Annotated in this window: 30 protein-coding genes; 16 read left to right on the forward strand and 14 right to left on the reverse strand. The window is 68.0% G+C overall.

Features of this window, described 5'->3' with window-relative positions; all coding sequences use genetic code 11:
- Positions 1 to 3: 3 nt before the first annotated feature.
- Positions 4 to 1317 (reverse strand): Nramp family divalent metal transporter, encoded by a 1314-nt coding sequence (locus Y958_RS03790; RefSeq protein WP_088870964.1) that lies wholly within the window; start codon positions 1315 to 1317, stop codon positions 4 to 6.
- Positions 1318 to 1522: 205 nt separating this feature from the next.
- On the opposite strand from Y958_RS03790, the gene panB reads away from it, so the two are divergent.
- Entirely contained in the window at positions 1523 to 2353 is an 831-nt protein-coding gene (panB, locus tag Y958_RS03795; protein WP_040845969.1) for a 3-methyl-2-oxobutanoate hydroxymethyltransferase, read from the forward strand.
- A 3-nt stretch (positions 2354 to 2356) separates the two neighbouring features.
- Here the strand turns inward: panB and Y958_RS03800 are convergent, their stop codons facing one another.
- Positions 2357 to 3265 carry a lysozyme inhibitor LprI family protein gene (locus Y958_RS03800; protein ID WP_088870965.1) on the reverse strand — a complete coding sequence of 303 codons (909 nt, stop codon included), beginning with the start codon at positions 3263 to 3265 and terminating at the stop codon, positions 2357 to 2359.
- Positions 3266 to 3420: 155 nt separating this feature from the next.
- Here Y958_RS03800 and Y958_RS03805 point away from each other — a divergent pair, with 155 nt between their 5' ends.
- Positions 3421 to 4290: a hypothetical protein gene (locus Y958_RS03805; protein WP_145727742.1), complete on the forward strand. Its 870-nt coding sequence runs from the start codon at positions 3421 to 3423 to the stop codon at positions 4288 to 4290.
- A gap of 159 nt (positions 4291 to 4449) precedes the next feature.
- On the opposite strand, the gene minE is transcribed toward Y958_RS03805, so the two are convergent.
- The 3 genes from minE to minC are packed head-to-tail and all read right to left on the reverse strand — an operon-like array spanning position 4450 to position 6385.
- Positions 4450 to 4761: a cell division topological specificity factor MinE gene (gene minE, locus Y958_RS03810; RefSeq protein WP_088870967.1), complete on the reverse strand. Its 312-nt coding sequence runs from the start codon at positions 4759 to 4761 to the stop codon at positions 4450 to 4452.
- A complete protein-coding gene (gene minD, locus Y958_RS03815) occupies positions 4758 to 5573 on the reverse strand; it encodes a septum site-determining protein MinD (protein WP_088870968.1) in 816 nt (271 codons plus the stop codon). The genes minE and minD overlap by 4 nt, the downstream gene beginning before the upstream one ends.
- 47 nt (positions 5574 to 5620) lie before the next feature.
- On the reverse strand, positions 5621 to 6385 hold the full coding sequence (gene minC, locus Y958_RS03820) for a septum site-determining protein MinC (protein ID WP_088870969.1): 765 nt from the start codon (positions 6383 to 6385) through the stop codon (positions 5621 to 5623).
- Between the two features lie 977 nt (positions 6386 to 7362).
- Here minC and Y958_RS03825 point away from each other — a divergent pair.
- The 9 genes from Y958_RS03825 to Y958_RS03865 all read left to right on the forward strand — a co-directional run bounded on the left by Y958_RS03825 (position 7363) and on the right by Y958_RS03865 (position 13148).
- A complete protein-coding gene (locus tag Y958_RS03825) occupies positions 7363 to 8142 on the forward strand; it encodes a PhoH family protein (RefSeq protein ID WP_040847915.1) in 780 nt (259 codons plus the stop codon).
- 129 nt (positions 8143 to 8271) lie between these two features.
- Entirely contained in the window at positions 8272 to 8943 is a 672-nt protein-coding gene (locus Y958_RS03830; protein WP_244909362.1) for an SCO family protein, read from the forward strand.
- Positions 8944 to 9054: 111 nt separating this feature from the next.
- Complete coding sequence (locus tag Y958_RS03835) at positions 9055 to 9567, forward strand: copper chaperone PCu(A)C (RefSeq protein ID WP_088870970.1); 513 nt, start codon at positions 9055 to 9057, stop codon at positions 9565 to 9567.
- Positions 9568 to 9870: 303 nt separating this feature from the next.
- Positions 9871 to 10152, forward strand: a complete 282-nt coding sequence (locus tag Y958_RS03840; RefSeq protein ID WP_244909363.1) for an AtpZ/AtpI family protein — start codon at positions 9871 to 9873, stop codon at positions 10150 to 10152.
- Positions 10124 to 10891, forward strand: coding sequence for a F0F1 ATP synthase subunit A (locus Y958_RS03845; RefSeq protein ID WP_088870972.1), 768 nt, complete (start codon positions 10124 to 10126; stop codon positions 10889 to 10891). Before Y958_RS03840 ends, Y958_RS03845 begins: the two co-directional genes overlap by 29 nt.
- A 69-nt stretch (positions 10892 to 10960) precedes the next feature.
- Entirely contained in the window at positions 10961 to 11185 is a 225-nt protein-coding gene (locus tag Y958_RS03850) for an ATP synthase subunit C family protein (protein WP_088870973.1), read from the forward strand.
- 280 nt (positions 11186 to 11465) lie between these two features.
- Positions 11466 to 12119: a F0F1 ATP synthase subunit B family protein gene (locus tag Y958_RS03855; RefSeq protein ID WP_244909364.1), complete on the forward strand. Its 654-nt coding sequence runs from the start codon at positions 11466 to 11468 to the stop codon at positions 12117 to 12119.
- Positions 12119 to 12610 (forward strand): F0F1 ATP synthase subunit B family protein, encoded by a 492-nt coding sequence (locus Y958_RS03860; protein ID WP_088870974.1) that lies wholly within the window; start codon positions 12119 to 12121, stop codon positions 12608 to 12610. Before Y958_RS03855 ends, Y958_RS03860 begins: the two co-directional genes overlap by 1 nt.
- Before the next feature lie 124 nt (positions 12611 to 12734).
- Positions 12735 to 13148, forward strand: coding sequence for a DUF7079 family protein (locus Y958_RS03865; protein WP_145960788.1), 414 nt, complete (start codon positions 12735 to 12737; stop codon positions 13146 to 13148).
- Positions 13149 to 13159: 11 nt separating this feature from the next.
- Here the strand turns inward: Y958_RS03865 and Y958_RS03870 are convergent, their stop codons facing one another.
- The 4 genes from Y958_RS03870 to Y958_RS03885 form a co-directional block, all read right to left on the reverse strand.
- The gene (locus Y958_RS03870) at positions 13160 to 13696 is read right to left on the reverse strand and encodes a hypothetical protein (protein WP_088870976.1); all 537 of its coding nucleotides are present in this window, start codon (positions 13694 to 13696) and stop codon (positions 13160 to 13162) included.
- A gap of 62 nt (positions 13697 to 13758) precedes the next feature.
- Entirely contained in the window at positions 13759 to 15579 is a 1821-nt protein-coding gene (locus Y958_RS03875; protein WP_088870977.1) for a M3 family oligoendopeptidase, read from the reverse strand.
- A gap of 53 nt (positions 15580 to 15632) precedes the next feature.
- Positions 15633 to 16667: an aromatic ring-hydroxylating oxygenase subunit alpha gene (locus tag Y958_RS03880; protein ID WP_211098523.1), complete on the reverse strand. Its 1035-nt coding sequence runs from the start codon at positions 16665 to 16667 to the stop codon at positions 15633 to 15635.
- Positions 16668 to 16746: 79 nt separating this feature from the next.
- Positions 16747 to 17721: a LysR family transcriptional regulator gene (locus Y958_RS03885; RefSeq protein WP_088870978.1), complete on the reverse strand. Its 975-nt coding sequence runs from the start codon at positions 17719 to 17721 to the stop codon at positions 16747 to 16749.
- 126 nt (positions 17722 to 17847) lie between these two features.
- On the opposite strand from Y958_RS03885, the gene Y958_RS03890 reads away from it, so the two are divergent.
- The 3 genes from Y958_RS03890 to Y958_RS03900 are packed head-to-tail and all read left to right on the forward strand — an operon-like array spanning position 17848 to position 19326.
- The gene (locus Y958_RS03890) at positions 17848 to 18684 is read left to right on the forward strand and encodes a DODA-type extradiol aromatic ring-opening family dioxygenase (protein ID WP_244909365.1); all 837 of its coding nucleotides are present in this window, start codon (positions 17848 to 17850) and stop codon (positions 18682 to 18684) included.
- 55 nt (positions 18685 to 18739) lie between these two features.
- Positions 18740 to 18982, forward strand: coding sequence for an AbrB/MazE/SpoVT family DNA-binding domain-containing protein (locus Y958_RS03895; protein WP_040850408.1), 243 nt, complete (start codon positions 18740 to 18742; stop codon positions 18980 to 18982).
- A 53-nt stretch (positions 18983 to 19035) separates the two neighbouring features.
- Complete coding sequence (locus Y958_RS03900) at positions 19036 to 19326, forward strand: type II toxin-antitoxin system PemK/MazF family toxin (RefSeq protein ID WP_244909366.1); 291 nt, start codon at positions 19036 to 19038, stop codon at positions 19324 to 19326.
- A 73-nt stretch (positions 19327 to 19399) separates the two neighbouring features.
- On the opposite strand, the gene Y958_RS03905 is transcribed toward Y958_RS03900, so the two are convergent.
- From Y958_RS03905 to Y958_RS03915, 3 genes are all read right to left on the reverse strand, one after another.
- Positions 19400 to 19663 (reverse strand): DUF2312 domain-containing protein, encoded by a 264-nt coding sequence (locus tag Y958_RS03905; RefSeq protein ID WP_040850401.1) that lies wholly within the window; start codon positions 19661 to 19663, stop codon positions 19400 to 19402.
- Positions 19664 to 19769: 106 nt separating this feature from the next.
- Entirely contained in the window at positions 19770 to 20078 is a 309-nt protein-coding gene (locus Y958_RS03910) for a DUF1244 domain-containing protein (protein WP_050898743.1), read from the reverse strand.
- Between the two features lie 30 nt (positions 20079 to 20108).
- Positions 20109 to 20915 (reverse strand): N-formylglutamate amidohydrolase, encoded by an 807-nt coding sequence (locus Y958_RS03915; protein WP_088870980.1) that lies wholly within the window; start codon positions 20913 to 20915, stop codon positions 20109 to 20111.
- A gap of 368 nt (positions 20916 to 21283) precedes the next feature.
- Between Y958_RS03915 and Y958_RS03920 the strand changes: the two genes are divergently transcribed.
- Together Y958_RS03920 and Y958_RS03925 are read left to right on the forward strand one after the other, a co-directional pair.
- On the forward strand, positions 21284 to 21748 hold the full coding sequence (locus tag Y958_RS03920) for a GNAT family N-acetyltransferase (RefSeq protein ID WP_050898742.1): 465 nt from the start codon (positions 21284 to 21286) through the stop codon (positions 21746 to 21748).
- A 71-nt stretch (positions 21749 to 21819) separates the two neighbouring features.
- Positions 21820 to 22587 (forward strand): alpha/beta fold hydrolase, encoded by a 768-nt coding sequence (locus tag Y958_RS03925; RefSeq protein ID WP_088870981.1) that lies wholly within the window; start codon positions 21820 to 21822, stop codon positions 22585 to 22587.
- Between the two features lie 36 nt (positions 22588 to 22623).
- On the opposite strand, the gene Y958_RS03930 is transcribed toward Y958_RS03925, so the two are convergent.
- Positions 22624 to 23112 (reverse strand): P-loop nucleotide/nucleoside kinase family protein, encoded by a 489-nt coding sequence (locus Y958_RS03930; RefSeq protein ID WP_088870982.1) that lies wholly within the window; start codon positions 23110 to 23112, stop codon positions 22624 to 22626.
- Between the two features lie 113 nt (positions 23113 to 23225).
- The gene (locus Y958_RS03935) at positions 23226 to 24563 is read right to left on the reverse strand and encodes an NAD(P)/FAD-dependent oxidoreductase (RefSeq protein ID WP_088870983.1); all 1338 of its coding nucleotides are present in this window, start codon (positions 24561 to 24563) and stop codon (positions 23226 to 23228) included.
- Positions 24564 to 24628: the final 65 nt, after the last annotated feature.

The following is a 24628-nucleotide window of genomic DNA, read 5'->3' on the forward strand; positions in this document are numbered from 1 at the left end:
CCCTTACCCTGTGACCGTCTGGACGATCAGCACGCCGTTCAGGATGACGATGACGCCCGCCACCGCCCAGGCGGGGGCCAGCAGCCAGCGGGGCGCCGCCAGGCGTCCCATGACGCTCCGGTCGCCGCAGAAGCGGACGAGGGGAATGACGGCGAAAGGCAGCTGCAGGCTCAGCACTACCTGGGTGAAGATCAGCAGGGTGGTGGCCGCCGCGTCGCCGGCGATGGCCAGTACCAGCAGGGTGGGCACCAGCGCCAGCAGGCGGGTGATCAGCCGGCGCCACACCGGCTTCAGCCGCAGGGAGACGAAGCCCTCCATCACCACCTGGCCGGCCAGGGTGGCGGTGACGGTGGAGTTCTGGCCCGCGGCCAGCAGCGCCACCGCGAACAGCAGGCTGGCCAGCGGCGCGCCCAGCATGGGGGCCAGCAAGCGGTAGGCCTCCTCAATGTCCTCCACCAACGCCTGGCCGTGGAAGGCGGCCGCCGCCAGGATCAGGATGCCGGCGTTGATGAAGAAGGCGATGAACAGGGCCACCGTGCTGTCCAGCGTGGCGAAGCGGATGGCCTCGCGACGGCCCTCCTCATCCCGGGGAAAGGCGCGGGTGCGCACCACGGCGGAGTGGAGATAGAGGTTGTGGGGCATGACGGTGGCGCCCAGGATGCCCACCGCCACGTACAGCTTGGCCGGGTCGCCCAGCAGGTCGGCCGTGGGCAGAAAGCCCGCCAGCACGGCGCCCACACCCGGCCGGCTCAACGCCACCTCCGCCAGGAAGCAGAGGCCGATCAGGGTGATGAGGCCCAGGATGAAGGCCTCCAGCCGGCGCACGCCCCGGTTCTGCAGGGCCAGGATCAGCAGGCTGTCGAACGCGGTGATGAGGGCGCCCACGATCAAGGGCAGGCCGAACAGCAGCTTCAGCGCGATGGCGGAGCCAATGACCTCCGCGACGTCGCAGGCGATGATGGCGATTTCGCACAATATCCACAGCAGGACGGCGGTGCGGGGGCCATACCGTTCCCGGCACAGCTGGGCCAGGTCGCGGCCGCTGGCGATGCCCAGGCGCACCGACAGGGCCTGCAGCAGCATGGCCATCAGGCTGGACAGCAGCACCACGGACAACAGCGTGTAGCCGAAGCGGGAACCGCCGGCGATGTCGGTCGCCCAGTTGCCGGGATCCATATAGCCCACGGCCACCAGATAGCCGGGGCCGGAAAAGGCCAGCAGCTTGCGCCAGAACCCCCCGGAGACGGGTACGCCGGCCGTGGGCTCCGCCGAGGGGCCGGGCCATTTGTCCTTGCTCGCGTCCACCGCCGACTGCATGCGCCGCCTTTTCTGGTCCTGGCTCTGGTCCGGGCCCGCCATCCGTAGTGGGCGGGCTAAAAGATTAACATAGCGAAGTTCTGGTGACGGAACGAGGGCGGGAGTGGTGCGCCGGCTGCGACGCGTCGCCATTCATTGGCGCGGCGCGCTGCTTTGGTGTAGGGATGCGGCGCAAAACGTCCTTCCCTTGAGGATCGCCACCGGGATGAGCGCTACCACCGCCGTGAAACGCTTGAGCGTTCCTGACATTTCCGCCCGCAAAGGGGCTACCCCCGTGGTGTGCCTCACGGCCTACACAGCCCCCATGGCCGGCCTGCTGGACCCGCATTGCGACGTGCTGCTGGTGGGGGACAGCCTGGGCATGGTGCTGTACGGCCTGCCCAGCACCCTGGGCGTCACGGTCGAGATGATGGTGGCCCATGGCGCGGCCGTGGTGCGCGGCTCCAATCACGCCGCCGTGGTGGTGGATCTGCCCTTCGGCAGCTATCAAGAAAGCCCCGAGCAGGCCTTCCGCGTCGCCGCCCGCATCCTGGCCGAGACCGGCGCCGCCGCCGTGAAGCTGGAAGGGGGGGAGGAGATGGCGGCCACCATTGACTTCCTGGTGCGCCGGGGCATACCCGTCATGGGCCACGTCGGGCTGACGCCCCAGGCGGTGAACGTGCTGGGCGGCTACCGCGCCCGCGGGCGGAGCGACGCGGAGCAGGCCAAGATCCTGGGGGACGCCCGGGCCGTGGCCGAGGCCGGCGCCTTCTCCCTGGTGATTGAGGGGGTGGTGGAGCCGTTGGCCCGCCAGGTGACGGAACTGGTGCCCGTGGTCACCATCGGCATCGGGGCCAGTGCCGCCTGCGACGGCCAGGTGCTGGTGTCGGACGACATGCTGGGCCTGTTCGCCGATTTCACGCCCAAGTTCGTGAAGCGCTACGCCGATCTGGCCACCCAGGTGGGCGCCGCCGCCCAGGCCTACGCCGAGGATGTCCGGGCCCGGCGATTCCCCGGGCCCGAGCACACGTTCGCGGAAAAGCGGCCCAAGGCCTGACCCTTATTTCAGCGGCCTGTAGCCATCGGGCACGGCGTAGACGAAGGGCCGTTCGCCGAAGTTCAGGCTGATCAGCCCGTCCTTGATCATGTCGGTCATGGACACGCTGGAGGTCAGCCCGATGCGTGTGGGCAGCCGGGGTGGGGTCTGGATGCCGCCCGCTTGGCCGGGGGCGGCACCGTGCCACTGGCCGTCCGACCGCAGATAGACCCAGCCACTGTCCAGATCCACAGCCAGACCCACCACATGCCGGGGTTCGCCGGCGCGGTTGTGGCGCAACTGGATCAGGGTGCCATAGCTGCCTTCCCGGCTTTCCGCGCCCAGGAACAGGGCCGTCTCCGCCCGTTTGGCCACGGCGCCCATGTCGATGGTCGCTTCGATATACCATTTGCCAGTGCTGACCGGCGCCTTGCCCCAGATTTCATAGAGGTCGGTGGAGGCGGCAGCGGCCTCGGCTTCCGGCGCCTTGCCATTTTGCTCCGCCGCCAGCTGGGCCGAGCGTTCGTTGGTGAAGCGGACGACGCAGACCGTCTTGGCACGGTTGGTCAGGATGGCTTGGAACCACTTCTCGCGGTCGCTTTCCTTGTTGTCCAGGCCGCAGGTTTCATCCCGCCGCTTCAGCCAGGCGCGCTGTTCATTGCGCAGGGCCAGCTTGCCGGCGTCCTCCAGCTTGCCGCGCACCTCGCCATAGACGCGGTTGATTTCGGCATCGGTGCGGCGCAGATCGGCGCCCAGGCACTGCATCTGTTCCTCTTCGGAGGCCGGCTGGTCGCAATTGGCGGCGCGGGCGGTGCCGGGATGCAGCGCCGCGCCCAGGGCCAGGAACAGAAAGGCGGCGCCCTTCACGACGGGGCGCGGGGCGCCGGTGAACTTGCTGATCCAGGACAGGCCGGCCACGGCGCGCGCTCCCATACATTGCAGGTCCGCCCTCTTACCACGACCGGAAGAGGGGCGACGATGCCGCAAAAGCCGCCTGCCGAAAGGCCAGCGGAATGTGCCGCGCCGGATTGACGGATGGGAACGGGCGTGCCTAGTATGTTCTTGTATTGTTCGTTCTGGCGGGGAAGATGATGGCGAAAGTGCGCAAACCCAAGGGGGTGGAATCGACCCTGGACCAGATGGACCTGTTCGGGACCCCCGCGCCGGTGGCCGTGAACCCGCCCACGCCTCTGCGTCCCCGCCTGCCTGCCGAACCGGCGCCGGCCGACCTGGATGACGCCGCCCTGCTGGCCCGGCTGCCGGACGCGCCGCTCAGCAAAGCCCTGCCCCTGATCGCGGAGGTGGGGCGTCGCCGTTTGGGCGCCGCCGTGCCGCTGCTGGGTCTGCGTCTGAGGCGCCTGGCCGGTTATGGGCTTGACGGCCGGGAACCGGTGGCGGTGCTGGAGGCGCTGGCCGCCATCGGCGGGCCACAGGCGACGGCCATCGTCGCCGGCTTGCTGGGTGGCGTGGGGCTGGCCGGCCCCGTGGAGGTGGCGGCCCTCACCGCCGCCGTGCGGCTGGAGGTGGCGCTGGACCGCAAGGTGCTGCTGCGCCTGCTGGGCACGGCCGACGCCGCGGCGCGGGCGGCCGCCTGCCGCTGCGTGCGCCAAGCGGAATTCCCCGTGATCGACGCGCTGGAAAAGCTGCGGGCCGATCCCGACCGGGCGGTGGCCACCGGTGCCGTCTGCGCCCTGGGCCGGCTGGGCCGCCCCACCGTGCGCGCCGATCTGGCGCAACTGGTGACGGCGGCGCCAACGCGGGAGACGGTGGCCGCCCTGGCCTCGGTCATGGATCATGTCGGCGTAGATGCCGACAGCCTGGTAGCCTTGCGTCGCGCCGCCCGCCATGCCGACCTGCGCGAGGTGGTGCTGGGGGCGCTGGACGGCTTCGACGACGCCCAGGCCACGGCGCTGGCCGCCAAGTTGCGTCAGCAAGCGGTGCAGGCGGACGCTGCCTGAAACGACAAAGGCCGGCCCCCGGGGACCGGCCTCTGCCGAGTTCATATCCGCCCAGCTCTCCTCAGGCCAGTGACCGCTGGCCCTGGAGTGAGCACCGCAGGGCGGAACGAGGATAGCCAAGGCCGCGGATGCGGCCGCCCGGCGCCTGAGGGAAAACGATCAGGCGTTCCCGGCTGCCGCGACCTTGCCGCCGGAGGCGGCGCGTGCCGCCCCCTTGGCTGGCGCGGGCAATTCCACGTTGACCTCCAGCGTGGAATAGCCGCTGGCCCGGTCCAGCTTCACCGCCACCTTGTCGTCGTCGATGGAGACGTACTTCTTGATGACGTCCAGCAGCTCTTTCTGCAGCTGGGGCAGGAAATCCGGGCTGTCGCGGCCGGCCCGCTCATGGGCCAGGACGATCTGCAGGCGTTCCTTGGCCTGGTCGGCCGCGGACGCCTTCTTGGGCGTGCGGAAGAAATCGAAGATGCTCATGCGGTCCTCCGCAGCAGCCGGTCGAAGAAGCCCTTCTTCTCCACTTTGACGAAGCGGTGCTCGATCTTCTCGCCCAGGAAGCGGCCGACGGCGTCGGAGTAGGCCTGGCCGGCGTTGGACTTGTCGTCCAGCACCACGGGCATGCCGACGTTGCTGGCGCGCAGCACGGCGGGGCTTTCCGGGATGATGCCCAGCAGCGGGATGGCCAGGATCTCCAGCACGTCCTCGACCTTCAGCATTTCACCCTTTTCCACCCGCTCCGGGTCGTAGCGGGTGACCAGCAGGTGTTCCTGCACCGGGGCCTCGCCCTTCTCGGCGCGACGCGACTTGGCCTGGATGACGCCCAGGATGCGATCGCTGTCACGCACCGAGGAGACCTCGGGGTTGGTGACGATGATGGCGTGGTCGGCGAAGTACAGCGCCATCAGGGCGCCGCGTTCGATGCCGGCCGGGCTGTCGCAGATGATGTAGTCGAACTCTTTCTTGAGCTCATTCAGGATCTTCTCGACGCCCTGCTCGGTCAGCGCGTCCTTGTCGCGGGTCTGCGAGGTGGGGAGGATGTACAGGTTCTCCACCCGCTTGTCCTTGATCAACGCCTGGCTGAGGCGCGCCTCGCCATTGATGACGTTGATGAAGTCGAACACCACGCGGCGCTCGCACCCCATGATCAGGTCCAGGTTGCGCAGGCCCACGTCGAAATCGATGATGCAGGTCTTGAACCCCCGCAAGGCCAGGCCGGTGCCGAAGGCGGCGGATGAGGTGGTCTTGCCGACGCCGCCCTTGCCCGATGTCATGACGATGATCTTGGCCAAGAACGTCTCCCTTGGAAAAGAAGGTTACTGGGAAAACCGGCCGTGCGTCAGACGGTGACCGGATCGATGTGCAGGAAACCCTGGTCCAGGTAGATCTGGACCTGGCGGCGCAGGACGGATTTCTCCAGATCCTCGCTCACCCGGTACAGCCCGGCGATGGAGACCATCTCCGCCTCCAGGCTTTGGCAGAAGATGCGGGCGTTGCGGTCGCCCGCCATTCCCGCCAGCGCACGGCCGCGCAACGCGCCGTAGACATGGATGTTGCCGTCGGCCACCAGCTCGGCGCCTGGCGAGACCGACCCGATGACCACCAGGTCGCCGCCCTGGGCGTACAGCTGCCGGCCGGACCGCACGTTCTCCCGCACCAGCAGGGTGGCCTTCTGGTAGGGCAGGTCGTGCGCGGGCGCCGGAGCGGGCGCTGCGGCCGCCGGTGCGTCCGCCACGGCGACGGGCCGGGGCGCCGCCGGCTGGGCGTCCGCCGCCGCACGCCCTTGCGGGAACACGGCCAGGCCCACGGCCAGTGCCGCCTCCTGCTGTTCACGCGTGCCGCCCTGCAGGCCCACGGCGATCAGGCCCAACGTGCGCAACAGGTCGCAGAAATTTTCGAAATCAAAGCCTTGCCCCGGGGGAAGATCGTCCAGGTCCAGCACTACCGGCGCATTGCGGAAAAAATTGGGCGCCTGACGCACCTTGTCCGACAGGGCGAAGAAAAAGTTCTGGGCATGCGGGTCCGAGACCTTCAGCACCATCATGGTGAAGTTGCTGCCGCGCAATTGGAACGGCGCGTCCCGAAATGCCACCTGGTTGCTCATCTCGCCCCTGACCCCTTAGTCCCTAATCTGCCTGACCATCACCCGTCCACGCGTGACCGGAACGTCCCTTGGCGCCCCAGCCGGGGGCAGGGGCCTGCGTCCGATCGCCCGCGGGGGGCAGAGGGTCCTCGAAATGCGACGGTACATCCTTGCCGGACGGCAGGATGGCGCCCCAGGCCGGACCCATCGAAGGCGCGTTTCAAGACCAGATGGGCGCAGGCGTCAAGGGAATCCTCAGATCCACATTTTGAGCGGAAAGCGCCAGCGCACACAATATTTATTGAGTCTTAGTGCACCTTCGGGGTGCTCGCGTCTCTGGTGCGAACCTGGGTGGCGGGGGGCGGCCAAGGGGCAGCCTCTTGAATCGCGGGGGCGTTTTCGCCGCGGTGCCGAAACCGGCCGGCCGCACCGGCTCACGCCACCTTATCCCGAAAGGGCAAGGGCGGTCCGACTCGGGAATGTCTTCGCGGTTGGCTGGGTGCGGCGACTCGGGGTCTTCTGGTCACCACATCTGGTATGAATATTTGATGTATGCCCCAAGGCCTGCTGACAGATGCTCGCAGGTGCGGTAGAGTGCATACCAGGGTCGTCACTCAAGAATGACGGGTCGGGGTATTGCCAAACTGTGCGCCGCTGCCTGTGCTGTCGTGTGCCTGCCGGGGGAACGGACTTCCCCCGATGCCCCCGCCGCCGTTGACCCTTGAGGCCGCCCGCAATCGGCCGCCATCGTCCCGCCGCATCGCACGGTCCGCGGCATCCGGCTCCGCAAGGGGATGCGGATCGCCCCATCCGGCGCCCCACGATGGCCCTCTCCAAACCGCATGCCCCGCTGACCTGGGGATGCGGTTTTTTCGTGCCCGGTCTCCGGCGCCCGGGGTCCCAACCCCCGGGGTCGCCCGGCACGCGGTTCCTGCCTGCCTAGTAACCTGGCCGCGGGCGTTCCCGCGGCTCAATTCGGTGTGACTGAGGAGACAGACATGGCCAAGCGTCCAGTGAAGGTGACTTCCGGCGGCTCCAGCTCCGACAAGGTGCGCCCGCTTTTCCCCGATGCGATGCCCGCCCGGGCCGCCAATGGGGCCGCTGGCGGCCCCGTCAGCGGCAGCTGGGACCCCATCGAGGAGCGGCGGGATCAGAGCTATGTGCGCAAGGTCAAACCGCAAAGCCCCAACCAGAAGGTCCTGATGGAGGCCATCGCCAGCCATAACCTGGCGCTGGCGCTGGGCCCGGCGGGCACGGGCAAGACCTACCTGGCCATTTCCAGTGCCGTGGAAGCGCTGGAGGCCAACCGGGTGGACCGCATCATCCTCTCCCGCCCGGCCATCGAGGCGGGTGAGAGCATCGGTTACCTGCCGGGCGATATGGGGGAGAAGATGGCCCCCTTCCTGCGCCCGCTCTACGACGCGCTGAACGACCGCCTGGGCGGCAAGCGCCTGCGCACCCTGATGGCGGAAGGCACCATCGAGATCGCGCCAGTGGGTTTCATGCGTGGCCGCACCCTGAACAACGCCTTCGTCGTGATCGACGAGGCGCAGAACTGCACCTACGGCCAGATCAAGATGCTGCTGACCCGTCTGGGTTGGCACTCCACCATGGTGCTGACCGGCGACCCGGACCAGTCCGACCTGCTGAACGGGCTGTCCGGCCTGGCCGACATCGCCCGCCGGCTGGAGGCGGTGGAAGGCATCGCCGTGGTCCGCCTGAACGACCGCGACATCGTGCGCCACCCGCTGGTGGCCAGCATGCTGGGCGTCCTTTAAGCGGGTGGCCTAGACTTTAGAACCAGGGGCGGGCGGTGCCGATGGGTGCCGCCCGCCTTTGTTTTCAGGGCCGGGGCGCGCTAGGGTAAAGGGGACCCATCTTCCCGTCGCACGGGCGCCGCACATCCCATGGCCAAGAAACGTCTGATCCGCCTGCTGGTCACCCTGGTGCCGGCGCTCGCCTTCGCGGCCCTGGTGGCATGGTGGCTGGGGGCGCCACCGTCCTCCCGCCCCGCGTCCAGCGCCAGCAGCACGGGTGCGGCCCCGGCGTCGGGTGGCGGCGGCCAGATCGTGCCGGGTGTGGCCGTGGGCGGCCCCTTCACCCTGGTGGACCAGTCCGGCAAGACGGTGACGGAGAAAAGCTACGCCGGGTCCTGGCGGCTGATGTTCTTCGGCTACACCTTCTGCCCGGACATCTGCCCCACCGAGCTGCAGGTCATGGCCCAGGCCATGGATCAGCTGGGGGTGGAGGGCGACAAGGTGCAGCCCATCTTCGTCAGCGTCGATCCCGGCCGCGACACGCCGCAGCAGCTGTCGGATTATGTGGCCCAGTTCCATCCCCGCCTGGTGGGGCTGACCGGCACGGCCGCCCAGGTCTCCGCCGCCACGCGCGCCTGGCGGGTCTATGCCGCCAAGGTGGCCGGCGACGACCCGGAAAACTACCTCATGGACCACTCCACCTACGTCTACCTCATGGACCCGGACAACCGCCTGGCTACTATCTTCGCCCGGGGCACCACCGCGGAGGACATGGTGAAAGGCATCCGCGAGGCCATGGCCAAAGGGCCGGTCGGGAAGTAGGAGCCCGGAAGTAGGGCGCCGCCAGGGAGCGCCGCTGGGCGCTTCTGTCCAATTGCGACATCCCGCCCCGATGGGGCAGAGGGGCCCGTCGCATCCTCAATAGGGGCAAACATGGTCCGCATCCGCTCCCTTCTCGCGTCGCTGATGATCGCCGCCGCGCCGGTGACGGCCGTCGCGCCGGCCGTTGCCCAGGAGGCGCCGGCGTCCGCCATCGAGGCCAGCGCCGCCTGGTCGCGGCCCACCATCCGGGGCGCCAGGGCCGGCGTCGCCTTCCTCACCCTGCACAACAAGGGGCCGGCCGACCGGCTGGTGGGGGTGGAGGCCGACGTGGGCAAGGTGGCCCAGATCCACATGGCGGAGGTGGTGGACGGAATCGCCCGCATGCGGCCACTGGCCGATGGCGTGGCGCTGCCGGCGGGGGGCACGGTGACGCTGAAGCCCGAGGGGCCGCACATCATGCTGATGGGCCTGACCCAGCCCCTACAGGTTGGGCAGCGCGTCCATTTGACCCTGCGCTTCAAGGCCGCGGCGCCGTTGGCGGTCGAGGCGACCGTGCTGGCGCCGGGGGCCGAGCCGGGCATGGCTGGCGGTGCTACGCAGGGTGGCGCGCGCGGCGGCGGCTGAGCTTGTGGCATCACCCCCTTGCATGCCACGCGGGGCGCCAAAATAGTCCTTTAGAATCATGGGCTTGGCCCCGTACTTTTGCGACTTGACAGGGGGTGTACCGCCCCGTATGGTGCCGCCGCTTTCGCATGGCGACGACTCCATTGCGGCGGAAGGGGCATACCTCCAGGGGTTTAGACCTTGACGGACCAGACACCCCCGCCTTCCTTGGATGAGCTTGAGGCCCGATTGCGGGATGCGCGACGCGGTACCGAGTCTTCCTCTTCCTCCCCCACACAGCGGAAGGATGAGGCGGGAAACGGCATGCTGGGCGTCGCGTTTCGTGTCGGTGCCGAGTTGGTCGCGGCGATGGTGGTCGGCGTTGGTGGCGGTTTGGTCATCGATCGCTGGCTGGGCACGTCGCCCTGGGGACTGATCGTGATGTTCGTCCTGGGGGCGGCTGCCGCGATGTTGAATGTATACCGGGCCGTCAACGGCATGGGATACGCGGTGGGATATCGGCGACCGGACACGGGCGCCAACTCAGGGGGCGGAACCAACTCCACCCCCGACAAGGATGAAGGTGAGGGGAATCGTGGCCACTGATCCGCTGCATCAGTTTCGCATCGAGCAGATCGTTCCTCTGCATCTCGCCGGGCACGACGTCTCCTTCACCAACTCCTCCCTCTACATGGTGGTCGCGGCCGTGCTTGTCACGGGCCTGCTGGTCGCCGGCACCGCGTCGCGCGCCCTGGTCCCCGGCCGGCTGCAGTCGGTGGCGGAGCTGCTCTACGAATTCGTATCGGGCATGGTGCGGGACAACGCCGGCGCCCAGGCGCGCCCCTACTTCCCGCTGGTGTTCTCGATCTTCGCCTTCGTGCTGTTCGGCAACATGATCGGCATGATCCCCGGCACCTTCACCTTCACCAGCCACATCATCGTGACCTTCACGCTGGCGGCCCTGGTGTTCGTGTTCGTGACCCTGGTGGCGCTGATCCGCCACGGTTTCCACTTCTTCAGCTTTTTCTTCCCCTCGGGCGCGCCCATCGCGCTGGCGCCCATCCTGATCCCCATCGAGATCATTTCGTATCTGATGCGGCCGGTCAGCCTGTCCATCCGACTGTTCGCCAACATGATGGCGGGCCACACCATGCTGAAGGTCTTCGCCGGCTTCACGATCACGATGATCGGTGCCCTGGGCGCCGTCGGCTGGCTGGCCGGCGCCGTGCCGGTGGCGATCAACGTGGCCCTGATCGGCTTCGAGATCATGGTCGCCTTCCTGCAGGCTTACGTCTTCACCATCCTGACCTGCCTCTACATCCGCGACGCCATCGAGCTGCACTAAGCCGCGATCGTCCGACCGTAGGGCCTGTCTTCACCCTTCAACCGTTCCATCACACAGAGGAAGTCTATAATGGATCCGCAAGCCGCTAAGTTCATCGGCGCCGGTCTGGCCATGTTCGCCCTGGCTGGTGTCGGCATCGGCATCGGCAACATCTTCGCCAACCTGATCGCCTCCGTGGGTCGCAACCCGGCCGCCCGCGCCTCCGTGTTCCCGATCGGCATTCTGGGCTTCGCGCTGACCGAAGCCGTGGCGCTGTTCGCGCTGCTGATCGCCTTCCTGATCCTGTTCGCCTAAGCCTGACCCTGGGCTTGATGGAACGGCCGCGGCGGCCAGCCCTTAGGGGAAGACTGCCCGCGTTTGAAGTAGGTTGAAGGGGCGGGGCCGGCATCATGCCGGTCGCCGCCCCTGAGCCCATGTTTGGGGCCAATGCGGCCGGCCGTATCGTCAACCCGCTTCACAGGTTCCGATCCGATTTCCGGCGATGGCCCGGTGCGGGATGTCTCATGGGCCAACACCCGTGATGCGATGTCAGCGCCAGCCCTTTCCGGGCGATCTCGCAAACAAGGTGATCTTCATGGTGAATCCAAGGCTCATGGTGTGGCTGAAGGGCCTTGCCGCCGCCGCCGTCCTGACGGTGGCCCTAGGCGGCACGCCGTCGTTCGCGCAGACGGGTGAAGAAACCGCCCACGCGACGGACAGCGTGGAGCAGGAAGCTGGCGTGCACGAGGAAAAGGGCCTGCCCCAGCTGAACACCAAGACGTTCGCGTCTCAGATTTTCTGGCTGGCCATCACCTTCGGCACGCTCTACGTGCTGGTGACCAAGGTCGGCCTGCCGCGCGTCGGCGCCGTTCTGGAGGCCCGCGAGGCCAAGATTTCCGGCGACCTGGACAAGGCCACGCAGCTAAAGGCCGAGACGGATGCCATCGTCGCCGCCTATGAGAAGGCGGTGGCCGAGGCCCGCGCCGGCGCCCACAAGCTGCTGAACGAGACCGCCGCCACGGCCGACGCCGCGGCCGCCAAGCGCACGGCCGATGTCGTCGCCGGCCTGGCCGCTAAGCAGAAGGAAGCTGAGGCTCGCATCGAGGGCCAGAAGCAGACCGCTCTCGCCAACGTTCGCGCCGTGGCCGCCGAGGCTGCTGCCGCTGCCGTCGCCAAGCTGGCGGGTGTCTCGCCCGATCAGGCCGGCGTCGATGGCGCCGTGGATGCCGCCCTGAAGGAGCGTGCGTGATGTTCGATCTGCAGAATCCCACTTTCTGGGTTGGCGTCGCCTTCGTCGTTTTCCTGGCCCTGGTGATCTGGAAGGGCGGCTTCGGTGCTCTGGGCAAGAGCCTGGACGCTCGCGCCGAGAAGATCCGCCTGGAGATCGAGACCGCGCAGAAGCTGCGCCAGGATGCTGAGGCGGCCCTGACCGCCTACCAGAAGAAGCAGCGCGACGCGATGAAGGAGGCTGACGCCATCATCGCCGCCGCCCGCGAGGAAGCCGACCGCATCCGCCAGCACGCGGAAGCGGACCTGGAGGCGACCCTGAAGCGCCGCGAGGCCCAGGCCCTGGAGAAGATCGCCCAGGCCGAGGCCGCCGCCCTGCAGCAGGTGCGCAGCCTGGCCGTGGACGTGGCCCTGTCCGCCACCGAATCGCTGCTGACCCAGACCATCGACCAGTCGCGCAGCGACGCCATGGTGGCCTCGGCCATCGAGGAGCTGCCTGGCAAGCTGCACTGATCCCTGATCAGAAGGCACAGCCGAAATGAAAAAGGGCGGTCCCAATGGGGGCCGCCCTTTTTGCTTCGGAGATTGGGGCGCGATACGCTGTTGGGTCTATGATGGCGGCAACTTGGCGGTCCAAATGAGCGGCGGCGGCAATTGGTTTTCAGAAGCGCAGTTGCAAGCGCGCCGCCCGGTTTGGAATGCTTTGTCGTGGATGTACCTGGACACTGAGGTGTCGGAGGACCGCGATTGGCGAATCAGGGTGCTGTCGGCGTCGCCTTACAGTATCGACGAACTCGACACCATTCACCGGGATGAAGTCCGTCCCGTATGTCTTCCAAACTTGTTCGACGTGGCTGGTGTCTGGGAGGGCTTCAATGCCGACTGGCTTGAGCAGGCCATCCGCAACCATAAGCGGGGTGGAGAAAACTGGCCGGCATCACTGATGGCGAGGGTTCATCGAAGTAAGGCCGCTTTCAAGGAGGAGCCCGAATGGATGGCCACACGGCAGGGGATCATTGCCCTGCGTGCGCAGGCCAGCGAGCCGGCCTAAAAAATCGGCCCTCACTTCGGCTGGTATTCCACCACCGGTGCCACCTTGCGGACGGCCTTGCCGATGCCCCGGCGCAGGGTGATCTTGGTGTGGCCGGCCTTCCATTCGGCGCTGGCCGATTCGGCGTCCTTTTGCCGGCCGGCGGGGGCGCCCAGCTGCTTCACCAGTTGCGCGTCGACGCCGTCACCGCATTCTTTGGACGCTTCCTGGCCGTAGAGGGTGACGCGGCGTAGGGCGTTCTTCTTCATCTCGAAGTCGACGGCATAGGCGCAGCCGCCCAGGCGCACGCTTTCCAGGCCGAACAGGTAGCGGACATGTGCGCCATTCCCCATTTCGAACTCCCGGGCCTTGGGGTAGGCGGCCAGGATCTGCTTGTGGGTCATGCCCCAGGTGACCTGGCCCCAGCCGTTCAGATCCTTAGCTTTGGCCGGAGGCTTCTTGGCCGCCTCGTGCTTGGGGTGGGCGGCCGCCAGCGCTGTGCCCGCGACCGCGCTGAAGGCCAAGGCCGCCAACAGGCCAACGCCCAGGCGGGAAATGCGATGATTCATGGTTGTTGTTCTTCGTTCCACGAGGAATGCCCCGAATCGGAAATGGACAAGCCGGCGGGCGCTCAGCCCAGCGCCTCCAGCTCATCGATGAAGCCCTTCAGCATGCCCAGGCCCTTGTGCCAGAAGGCCGGGTCGGTGGCGTCCAGGCCGAAGGGCGCCAGCAGTTCCTTATGCCGCTTGGTGCCGCCCGCCGCCAGCATCTCCAGATAGCGGCGCGCGAAGGCCTCGGACCCGTTGTGGGCCGACGCTTCCTCGAACGCGGCGTAGAGGCTGTTTACCAGGCAGTCGCCGAAGGCGTAGGCGTAGACGTAGAAGGGCGAATGGACGAAGTGGGGGATGTAGGACCAGTAGGTGGCATAGCCCGCGTCGAATCGCAGCGCAGGGCCCAGGCTTTCCGTCTGCACCGCCTGCCAGATTTCGCCCAGCCGCTCTTCCGACAGTTCGCCCTGGCGCCGTTCGCTGTGGACGCGGCGCTCGAAATCATAGAACGCCGTCTGGCGCACCACGGTGTTCAGCATGTCCTCCACCTTGCCGGCCAGCAGGGCGCGGCGGCGGGCGGGGTCGGTCTCGGCGGCCAGCAGGCCGCGGAAGGTCAGCATCTCCCCGAACACGCTGGCCGTCTCCGCCAGGGTCAGGGGCGTGTCGGACTGCAGATGGCCCTGGCCGCCCGCCAGCACCTGGTGCACGCCGTGGCCCAGCTCATGGGCCAGCGTCATGACGTCCCGCGTCTTGCCCATGTAGTTGACCAGCAGATAGGGATGGGCGCTGGGCACCGTGGGGTGGGCGAAGGCGCCGGGGTTCTTCCCCGGCCGCACCGGCGCGTCGATCCAGGCGTTCTCGAAGAAGCGGCGGCCCACGCCGGCCAGGTCGGGGCTGAAGCGCGCGTAGGAAGACAGCACGATCTCCCGCGCCTCTTCCCAGGGGATGGTGCGCTCGGCCACGTCGGGCAGGGGGGCGTTGCGGTCCCAATAGTCCAGGGTGTCGCCGCCGAACCACTTGGCCTTCAGCGTGTAATAGCGGTGCGACAGGGCGGGGTAGCTGTCCTTCACGGCGCCCACCAGCGCCTCCACCACCGCGTCCTCGACGCGGTTGGACAGGTTGCGCGATGACCAGGGCTGGTCATAGCGGCGCCACTTGTCCTCGATCTCCTTGTCCTTGGCGAGCGTGTTGGTGATCAGGGCGAACAGCTTGATGTTGCGGCCCAGCACGGCGCCGATTTCGATGGCTGCCGCCTTGCGCGTGGCGGCGTCCGGCGCCGACAGGAGGTTCAAGGCCTCCGCCGAAGTCAGATCCTGGCCATCGATACGGAAGCGTAACGACGCCATGGTCTCATCGAACAGGCGGGTCCAGGCATTGCGTCCCACCACCGCCTTCTCATGCAGGAAGCGCTCCAGCTCGTCCGACAGCTGGTGGGGGCGGAAGATGCGCACGTCGCGCAGCCAGGCGGCGTAGCGGTGCAACTCCGGCGCCTTCAGCTTGGCGTCGATGTCCTTGTCGGACAGCTGGTTCAGTTCCAGCGTGAAGAACAGCAGATGGACCGAGACGGCGGTCACCCTCTCCTGCATGGATTGGTAAAAGCGGGCGATGGCGCCGTCGCTCTGGTCCCCGGCGTACAGCAGGCCGGCGTAGCTCATGATCCGCGTCAGCGTCTCATCCAGCGCCTCGTAGGTGACGACCGCCTGGCCCAGCTCCTTGCCTGACAGACCGGGCAGCTTGCCCGAATAGCGGCCATGGAAGGCCTGGGCCTCGCGCTCCACCCGCTCCAGATCCGTCCGCAGCCGTGGGCTGTCCGGCCCGCTGTACAGGTCGGACAGGTCCCAGTTGGGCAGGGTCCCAAGGGGAAGGGTCCCAAGGGGGGCGGTGGGTTCGGCGGTCGCAGTCATGTCCGGTCTCTCATCAGCGAGCGGTTCGGACATGACTATAGCGGATCGATCCCTCAGCTGCGCCAGCGCAGGACGGTATCGCGCACGGGATTTTCGAAGGGGCGCTTCTCCTCCCGGGCGCGGCGGAACTCGTTCTTCAGCTGGTAATACCAGCGCGCCTGGGTGTCGGCATCCTTGATCAGCATCAGGGTCGGGTCGTGGCGCAGGCCCTGCTGCTGCATCACCACCACGTCGCGGTCCTGGCCCAGGAAGCGCTCCGCGATGGGGCGCAGCACCGGCTTCAGCAGGTTGGCCCAGGGCAGGGTCCAGTAGAACAGGTTGGTGATGCGGGTATTGCCCTCATCCACCGGCGTCACCGCTGTGAGGTTCCAGACGGTGTGCTTGCCGGTCGAGATGGTTTCCGTCCGGATGCCGGGCAGGCGGAAGGCAATCTCCGTCTCAGGCACGCCGCCCAGGATGGTGTAGGCGCGGGAATTGCTGGACGGCCGGTGCTTCTTCATGACGAAGCCGTAGGGGCCGGGGCCGAAGGCCTTCTCCTTGGCATGAATGGACTTGGTGGAGCGCCAGAACCAGGACTGGTGGACGAAAGGCCCGTGGGCCGGGTCCATCAGGCCCACCACCGCATGGTCCAGGTGGCAGGGGAAATCCATGGACATGACCATGTCCGGCTGCTTGTCGGCGGGCAGGCCGGGCGGCTGCGGCGGTTCCTGGTCGGGCTCCCCGGCGCCCATCCAGATCCAGATGTTGCCACTGATCTCCCGCACCGGATAGTTGCGCACGCGGATGCGGTTCAGGTCGAACTCCTGCCCCTCCACCAGCGAGGGGATGTCGGTGCACTTGCCCTCCCGGTCGAAGCGCCAGCCGTGGTAGCAGCACTCCACCTCCTTGCCGTCGAATCGGCCGCAGGACAGCGGTATGCCGCGGTGGGGGCAAATGTCGCGCAGGGCGAAGACGGCGCCCTCCTTGGTGCGGCCGAACAGCACCGGCTGGCCCAGCAGCGTCTGCGCCCGCATGGCGCCCACGGCCAGGGTGCGGCCGGGCATGGCGTAGTACCAGATGTCGTTCAGGAAAAAGTTCGGCTCGGCCAAGGCGTCGTCACCAGATCAGGAGGGGAAGAATCAGGGGCCGCACTTTACATCGCCACCGGTTGGTGGCCAATGAGGCAGGTCAAGCGGCGGCGGTGTCGCTCCCGCCGCCCGCGACCCCAGGGACGGGAGGCAGGGACCGGGCGACCTCCGCCACCCGGCGGCGCAGCCAGGCGTGGGCCGGGTGGCTGTTCAGGCGGCGGTGCCACACCATGGACAGGCGCATGCCGCCCGCTGGCTTGTCACCCACCGGCATGTCCGCAGGCAGGGGCAGCACCGCCAGGCCGAAGGAGTCGGCCAACGGGTGGGCCACGCGCGCCGGCATGGTGCAGACCAGGTCGCTATCGCGCAGCATGGGGGCGGCCGCCAGCAGGTGGGACGCCACCACCGCCAGGGTGCGCTGCCGGCCCACCGTTTCCAGCATGCGGTCCACCGCCCCCACCTTGGACGCGGTGGCCGAGACCAGCAGGTGGGAGAAGGCGAGGTAGGTCTCCAGGGTCCAGTGGGCATCCAAGGCTGGGTGACCCGGACGCATCAGCACCGCCAGCCCGTCGCGCACCAGCATCTGCCGCGTCATGTGCGCGGGGGGATCGGGCAGCATGCCCAGCGCCAGGTCCAGCAGGCCCGATTCCAGCCCGGGCAGGGCGTTGTCCTTATCGGCATGGCGCAGCACCAGGGATAGGCCCGGGGCCTCCGCCCGCAGGGCCGCCACCAGGGGCGGGCCCAGCACGAACTCGGCATGGTCAGACAGGCCCACGGTGATCGCGTCCCGCGCCTCGCACGGCAGGAAGGGCTGGCGGGCGGCCAGGGCGGCCCGTACCTGGTCCAGGGCGCCTTGCAGGGGGCGGGCCATGGTGTCGGCCACGGCGGTGGGCACCATGCCGGTGGGGGTGCGCACGAACAGGTCGTCGCCCATATGCTGGCGCAGGCGGGCCAAAGCGTTGCTGACGGCGGACTGCGACAGGCCCAGCGCCCGGCCGGCCCGCGTCACCTGCCGTTCCCGGTACAGCGCGTCGAAGACGTGCAGCAGGTTCAGGTCGATCTGGCTGATGTCCATGGACGGTCCCTTGGCAATTGACCATCACTATGGTGAATGGTGATGTTGATAACCAGTGATTTGGCAAATGGTGTCGATGGGGCCATGTTGGAAGGGTCAGTCTTTCCAAACCCAAGGTTCCGCCCCATGCCCGCCCTCTCCGCCATGCCCGCCGCCGCCCCGGCCCCTGTCACGGCGGCGCGCCAGCCGGTCTATTTCATCTCCCACGGCTCCCCCATGCTGGCGCTGCAGGACAGTGACGCGCAGCGCTTCCTGCAGACCCTGGGTTGCGACATCCGGGCGGCGGGCGTCCCCCGCGCCATCCTGGTGCTTTCGGCGCATTGGGAGACGGCGGCACCGACGGCTTCCCTGGCTGACCAGCCGGAGACCATCCACGATTTCGGCGGCTTTCCCCGCGCCCTGTTCGAGATGCGCTACCCCGCCCCCGGCGCGCCGGAGGTGGCGCGGGCGGCCCTGGCGGCCCTGGCCGCCGCCGGTATCACCGTCACGGGCGGGGAAGCGCGCGGCCTGGACCACGGCGCCTGGGTCCCCTTAATCCTGATGTTCCCGGAGGCCGACATTCCGGTCGCCCAGCTGTCCATCCAGCCGCATCTGGGACCCGCCCACCACCGCCGCCTGGGCGAGGCGCTGCGGCCCCTGCGCGACCAGGGCGTGCTCATCATCGCCTCGGGTTCACTGACCCACAATCTGCGTGACCTGGCGTGGGAGGGCACGGATGAGGTGGCGCCCTGGGCCGCCGCCTTCCAATCCTGGATCCATGACAAGGTCAGCGGCGCCGACGTCGCGGCCCTGGACGACTACCGCGCCCGCGCGCCCTTCGCCCGCCAGAACCACCCGCGCGACGAGCACCTGCTACCCCTGTTCGCCGCCGTGGGCGCCGCCAGCCCTGGCCAGCCCGGCCGCCGTTTGCACGCCAGCGTGCAACTGGGCGCCCTGGCCATGGACGCCTACCGGTTCGATTGACAAGTTTGTATATCCGGCGGATATCCTTTGGCCTGGAAGAAGCCAGGAGGCTATCATGCAGGTTCAGATTTCACGGTGGGGTAACAGCCTGGGCCTGCGGGTCCCCAAGGATATCGCCACTGAAGTGGGTCTGGCCGAAGGCGACCGCGTGGAGGTGGTGGCCGAGCATGGCCGAATCGTCATCTCGCCGACCCGCCCGCGTTATCAGCTGGCTGATCTGCTCGTGGGCATGACTCCCCATGCCATGGGGGCCGCCTTCGACTGGGGTGACGATGTCGGCCGCGAGGTGGTCGAGTGACTGAATACCGGCCTGAGGCCGGGGACCTCATCTGGACGGATTTTGATCCCAGGTTGGGACGGGAACAGGGCGGCCGCCGACCGGCCGTAGTGGTATCGCCGGCGGTGTTCTGGGATGCCAGCCGCTTCGCCATCGTCTGCCCCATCACCAGCAAGATTCGACCCTTCGGAACCAGCGTGGTGCTGCCGGAGGGGCTGCCGATCACGGGCGAAATACTGACCAGTCACGTGCGCAGTATAGATACTTTGGCGCGGCTTATCCGGCCCATGGGGGCTGCGGTTCCGTCGGATGTGCTGGTGGACTTGAGGGCGAAGCTGGGGGCTCTCATCGGGCTTGGGGGCTGAAGAAAAAGGCCGGGCGCCCGCTGGCGGCCCGGCCTTGATCCTGACGGTGCCGGGCTCGTGCGAGCCCCGCAGCTCACTCCATGCCCAGCGCGGCCTTGTAGAGCTCCAGCAGGGCGTCCTGCTCCTGCCGGTCGTTCTTTTCCATCTTCCGCAGGCGGACGATGGCGCGGATGATCTTGGTCTCGAACCCCACGCCCTTGGCTTCGGCGTAGATGTCCTTGATGTCGTCCGCGATGCCCTTCTTGTCCTCTTCCAGGCGTTCGATGCGCTCGATGATGGAGCGCAGGCGGTCGCCGGCGATGCCGCCAACATCCGTCGCAACAGGGGCGTCCGACATGGGGAATGCCTCTTCGTTCTAAGTGGGTGGTCTGAATGGTGAGGGCGCGACCTTACCCGCGCGGCCGGGGATGGGCAAGCGCCGGTAAAGGGGCGCCGCCCCCGTGTCAGTCCTTCGGCTTGCTCTGCTCGAACGCCGCCTTCTGCTCCGCCGTCGCCTCGCGCTGGTGCAGGCGTTTGAAGTCCTCGTACGGCATGCCGTAGACGATCTCGCGCGCGGCCTCATAGTCCAGCGCCACGCCCTTTTCCTCGGCGGCGGCGCGGTACCATTTGGACAGGCAGTTGCGGCAGAATCCGGCCAGGTTCATCAGGTCGATGTTCTGGACGTCGGTGCGCTCACGCAAATGCGCCACCAGCCGGCGGAAGGCCGCGGCCTCAAGCTCGACCCGGGTGGTGTCGTCGATCTCGGGAACCATGGAATATCCTTGTGAAGGGGGGCGGCCGGCTTAGGCGCCGGCCAGAACGTGGTGTATATCGGGGCGGCCGATCAGCTGTCCAAGGGCTTGCGCCAGCAGGGCGGACCAGTGCTCCACGCCCACCGCGTCGCCGATCAGATCCTGCCGGATTTCGATCAGCACGCCGGGCAGGCCCGGCCGGGTGGAATGGGTCTTCAGGGTGTAGCCGTGGCCGTCGCGCCCCGAGTAGGGAACGTTGTCGCCCACCACCACGCCCGGCAGGGCCCGCAACAGTTCCAACAAGGGCAGGGGCAGGCGGCCATCCTGGTCCCACAGCACGCCCAGGTGCCAGGGGCGCTGGAAGCCGTTCATGACCGGCGTGAAGCTGTGGACGGAGATGATGGCCGGCACCTGGCCCGCCGCGCGCTTGGCGTCGACGCAAGTCGCGACGGTGGCGTGGTAGGGGTGGAACAGGGCGTCCAGCCGCGCCTGGCGGTCGGCATCGGTCAGGGCCTGGTTGGCCAGGATGGGGGTGCCGTCGCTGACCGCCGGCATCAGCGTGGCGCTGTCCAGCGGGCGGTTCAAATCCACCACCAGGCGGGAATATCCGGCGATTACCGCCGGCGCGTCCAGCCGCCGGGCCAGCGCGCGAGTCACCGCCTCCGCCCCGATGTCCCAGGCGATGTGCCGCTCCATGTCGGCGGCTGGAACGCCCAGGGTGCCCAGGCGGGCGGGCACGCGGCGTGCGGCATGTTCGCACAGCAGCACCACGGGGGCGGGCCCTTGGGGATTCACCACCGTGACGGCGGGTGGCTCGTCAGGGGTGAGCAAGGCGGCGGGAGAGGCAAGCGTGTCCAAGGGGCGGCCTAATCGCAAGGGATATGCCCTGCCAGGATAGCGGTCCCGGTCGGGGATGGAAGCCCCCGCCGGGCATTCCTGCACCGTTGATGTCGAAACGATGAACGGCCGGCTTGCGCGCCGCCCAAATTACCGGGAAAATAGCAATGGGTGCATGCGAGGCATCGCTTTCAGCGTCTTCCCCGTGCATACTTCATCGACGTGCAGCTTTCCCGCGTTGGGGAGCCGGATGGCGCACGTTTCCTTTGAAATGACCGCGGCTGTTCCAGGTGCTGGACGGGCGCTGCCGAAGCCCCTGGGCGAGGATAGAATTGGGCGGCATGTACCGGTCGAGCATACGCACACCCCCCCTTGATGCCCCAACGCCGGTGATCCGGCCTGGGGAGGCCGACGACGCCGAGGGCATTCGCCAGGTCCATATCCGCTCCGTCCACGCTTTCTGCGCCGGGCATTACTCGCCCGAACAACTCATCGCCCTTCTGGGCGGGCGTGAGGCCGCGGACTACCGCACCGCCATGACGGAATGGGGGGAGCATGTGCTGGTGGCGGAGCAGGCGGGGCGCGTGGTCGGCTTCTCTGCGCTCTACAGCGCCGAGGTCCGGGCCGTCTATGTCGATCCGGTGGCCGCCAAGGGTACCGGCCGCCGCTTGCTGGAAGAGATCGAGACCCTGGCCCGCGATCGGGGCGCCGGCGCCCTGTACCTCACCTCCTCCATGAACGCGGTGGGGTTTTATGAGGCCATGGGCTATCAGCGCCAGGGTCCCCGGCTGATGACCATGGGCTGCGGCACCCAGTTGGCCGCCTGGGGCATGCGCAAGGCGCTCGGCCGTTAAGCGGCGGAAGACTTTTCCAATCCCATGGCCTGACGGTAGCTTTGGGGCAAGGTTTCCCCAACGCCGGATGCATGCCCGTGGCCCCCTCCGACATCACCGTTCAGCATTTCTTCGGCCGCGACGGCCAGCGCCTGGCCTACCGCGAACTGGGTCACGGCCGGCCGCTGGTGCTGATCCACGGCTATTTTTCCACCGCCACGGTCAACTGGCTGAAGTACGGCCACGCCGCCCGCATCGCGGAGCGCGGCTACCGCGTCATCATGCCCGACCTGCGGGCCCATGGCGACAGTGCCAAGCCGCATGAGGTGTCGGCCTACCCGCCCGACGTGCTGGCCGATGACGGCCTGGCGCTGGTGGAGCATCTGGGCCTGACCGACTATGACCTGGGCGGCTATTCCCTGGGCGGGCGCACCACCATGCGCATGCTGGCGCGCGGCGCCACCCCGGCCCGCGCCATCTGCGCCGGCATGGGCCTGGCCGGCCTGACCCATACCGCCGGCCGGGGGGAGCATTTCCGCCGCATCCTGACCAACCTGGGTACCTTCGAGCGCGGCACGCCGGAATGGATGGCGGAGGCCTTCCTGAAGACGGTCGGTGGCGACCCCGTCGCCCTGCTCAACATCCTGGAGACCTTCGTCGACACCCCGCCGGGCGTGCTGGCCGGCCTGGACCTGCCCATCCTCATCACGGCCGGCGCGCAGGACCAGGACAACGGGTCCGCGTCCGACCTTGTGGCGGCCTTGCCCGATGCCCGCTACGTCGAAATCCCCGGCGACCATATGAGCGCCGTGACCAAGCCCGACCTGGGCCGGGCCATCGCGGATTTCCTGGCAGGCTGAGTTTAGGGGCAGGCTGAGTTTAGGGGCAGGCTCAGTTTACGGGTGGCGTACGATCACGAACCCTTCCGCTTCATCCGGCGGGACAAAGTAGCGGGTGATGGCGTCGAACTCCGCGTCGGTGGCGGCGAAGTCGTGGCCGGCGGCGGCGTTGCGGGCGCGCAGGCGCTGGCGGCAGACCTCATCGGGCACGTCCAGGTAGTGCAGGGTGTGGGCGGCGCCGGCCTCCTCGAACAGGCCGCGCATCCATAGACGCAAGCCGGGCGTGTTGGCGGGGAAGTCCAGCACCACGGACAGCCCGGCCCGCAGCAAGGCCACGGCGTGCGGGCCCACGACCTGACGCAAGCGGGCGCTGAGCCGGATGTAGTCGGCGACGCTGGCCAGTTCTTCGGGATACAGGCGGGCCAGCCAGTGATCCTCGCTCAGCAGGATGGTGCCGGGCGCTGCCGCCTGGGCGGCGGTGAGCGTGGACTTGCCGGCGGCGATCTTGCCGCACACCAGGTGCAGCATGGGTGTGGGGAATGTCATGGGATGATGTCCTTGGGAACCGCGAAGGATGGGCGAACGCCAACGGCCCGGCCTGACGATCAGGCCGGGGTGGTAATTCGCCTCACGTGCTTGCGGACCAGGATCATCCCGCCTTACCCCGCCGCCGCCAGGCGGGCGCTACCCCGTGGGCGGGCGTTGCGCCCGGCGGGGGAGGCGTCGGTGACTTGCCACGGCCGCTGGGCGCCCAGCGATTCCGCCACAGCGAGACCGGCGGACAGGCCGTCCTCATGGAAGCCATAGCCGCAATAGGCGCCGCAGAACCAGGTGCGGCGGGTGCCCTGGATCAGGCCCAATTCCTGCTGTGCCGTCGCGGCGGCCAGGTCGAACAGCGGGTGGTCGTAGATGAACTCCCGCACCTTCAGGGACGGGCGCGGTTCGGTGATGGGGTTTAGGGTGACGAACAGGGGTACGCGCTTGTCCAGCCCCTGCAGCAAATTCATCCAATAGGTGACGGACACCTTGGCGTCCCGGTCCCGGGTGGAATGGGCGCTGTAGTTCCAGCTGGACCAGGCCTTGGCGCGCCGGGGCATCAGCAGCGGGTCGCGGTGCAGCACCGCCCGGTTCATCTGGTAGCGGAAGGCGCCCAGGATGCGCCGCTCCTCCTCCGACGGGTCCAGCAGCAGGGCCAGGGCCTGGTCGGCGTGGGTGGCCAGCACGACGTGGTCATAGCTGCCGCTCCACCCCTGGGAGTCCTGGATGTGCACGGCGGTACCGGAACGCCGCAGGGCGACGATGGCGCGGCCGGTGTGCAGGCGGCCTTCCAGCGACCGGGTCAGGCGGGTGACATAGGCGCGGCTGCCGCCCGTGACCGTGCGCCACTGCGGCCGTTCCTTCAGCTTCAGCAGGCCGTGGTTGCAGAAGAAGCGCACGAAGCTTTGCACCGGAAACGACAGCATCTCCCCGATGGTGGAGGACCAGATGGCGGCACCCATGGGCAACAGATGGTCGTAGATGAAGCGATGGCCATAGCGCTGCGCCACCAGGTATTCGCCCAGCGTCATGGCGGCGGCCGAGGGCTGGTCCAGCAGCGCCGGGGCTGTCTTGTAGAAGCGCAGAATGTCGCGCAGCATCAGGTGGTAGGTGGGCGACAGCAGGTTGCGCTTTTGCGCGAACATGCCGGCCAGGTTCGTGCCGGAATATTCCAGTTTGCCCCGGTCCAGGGTGACGGCAAAGGACATGTCGGACGCCTGGGTGGGTACGTCCAGGTGCTCGAACAACGCCACCAGGTTGGGATAGGTCGCGGCATTGTAGACGATGAAACCGGTGTCCACGGGCATGGGATGGGCGCCGCGACCGGGCACGTCCACCGTGTTGGAGTGGCCGCCCAGATAGCTGTTCTGCTCGAACAGGGTCACGTCATGGCCTTGCCGCGCCAACAGCCAGGCGCAGCTCATGCCCGTGATGCCGGCGCCGATGACGGCGATCTTCATACCCGCGCTCCCGCTGCCCGCGTCATTCGTGGGTCCCTGGTCATCCATCTGATCTCGCATCGGCA

It is taken from the genome of Nitrospirillum viridazoti CBAmc, assembly GCF_000730165.1.
Classification (GTDB): domain Bacteria; phylum Pseudomonadota; class Alphaproteobacteria; order Azospirillales; family Azospirillaceae; genus Nitrospirillum; species Nitrospirillum viridazoti.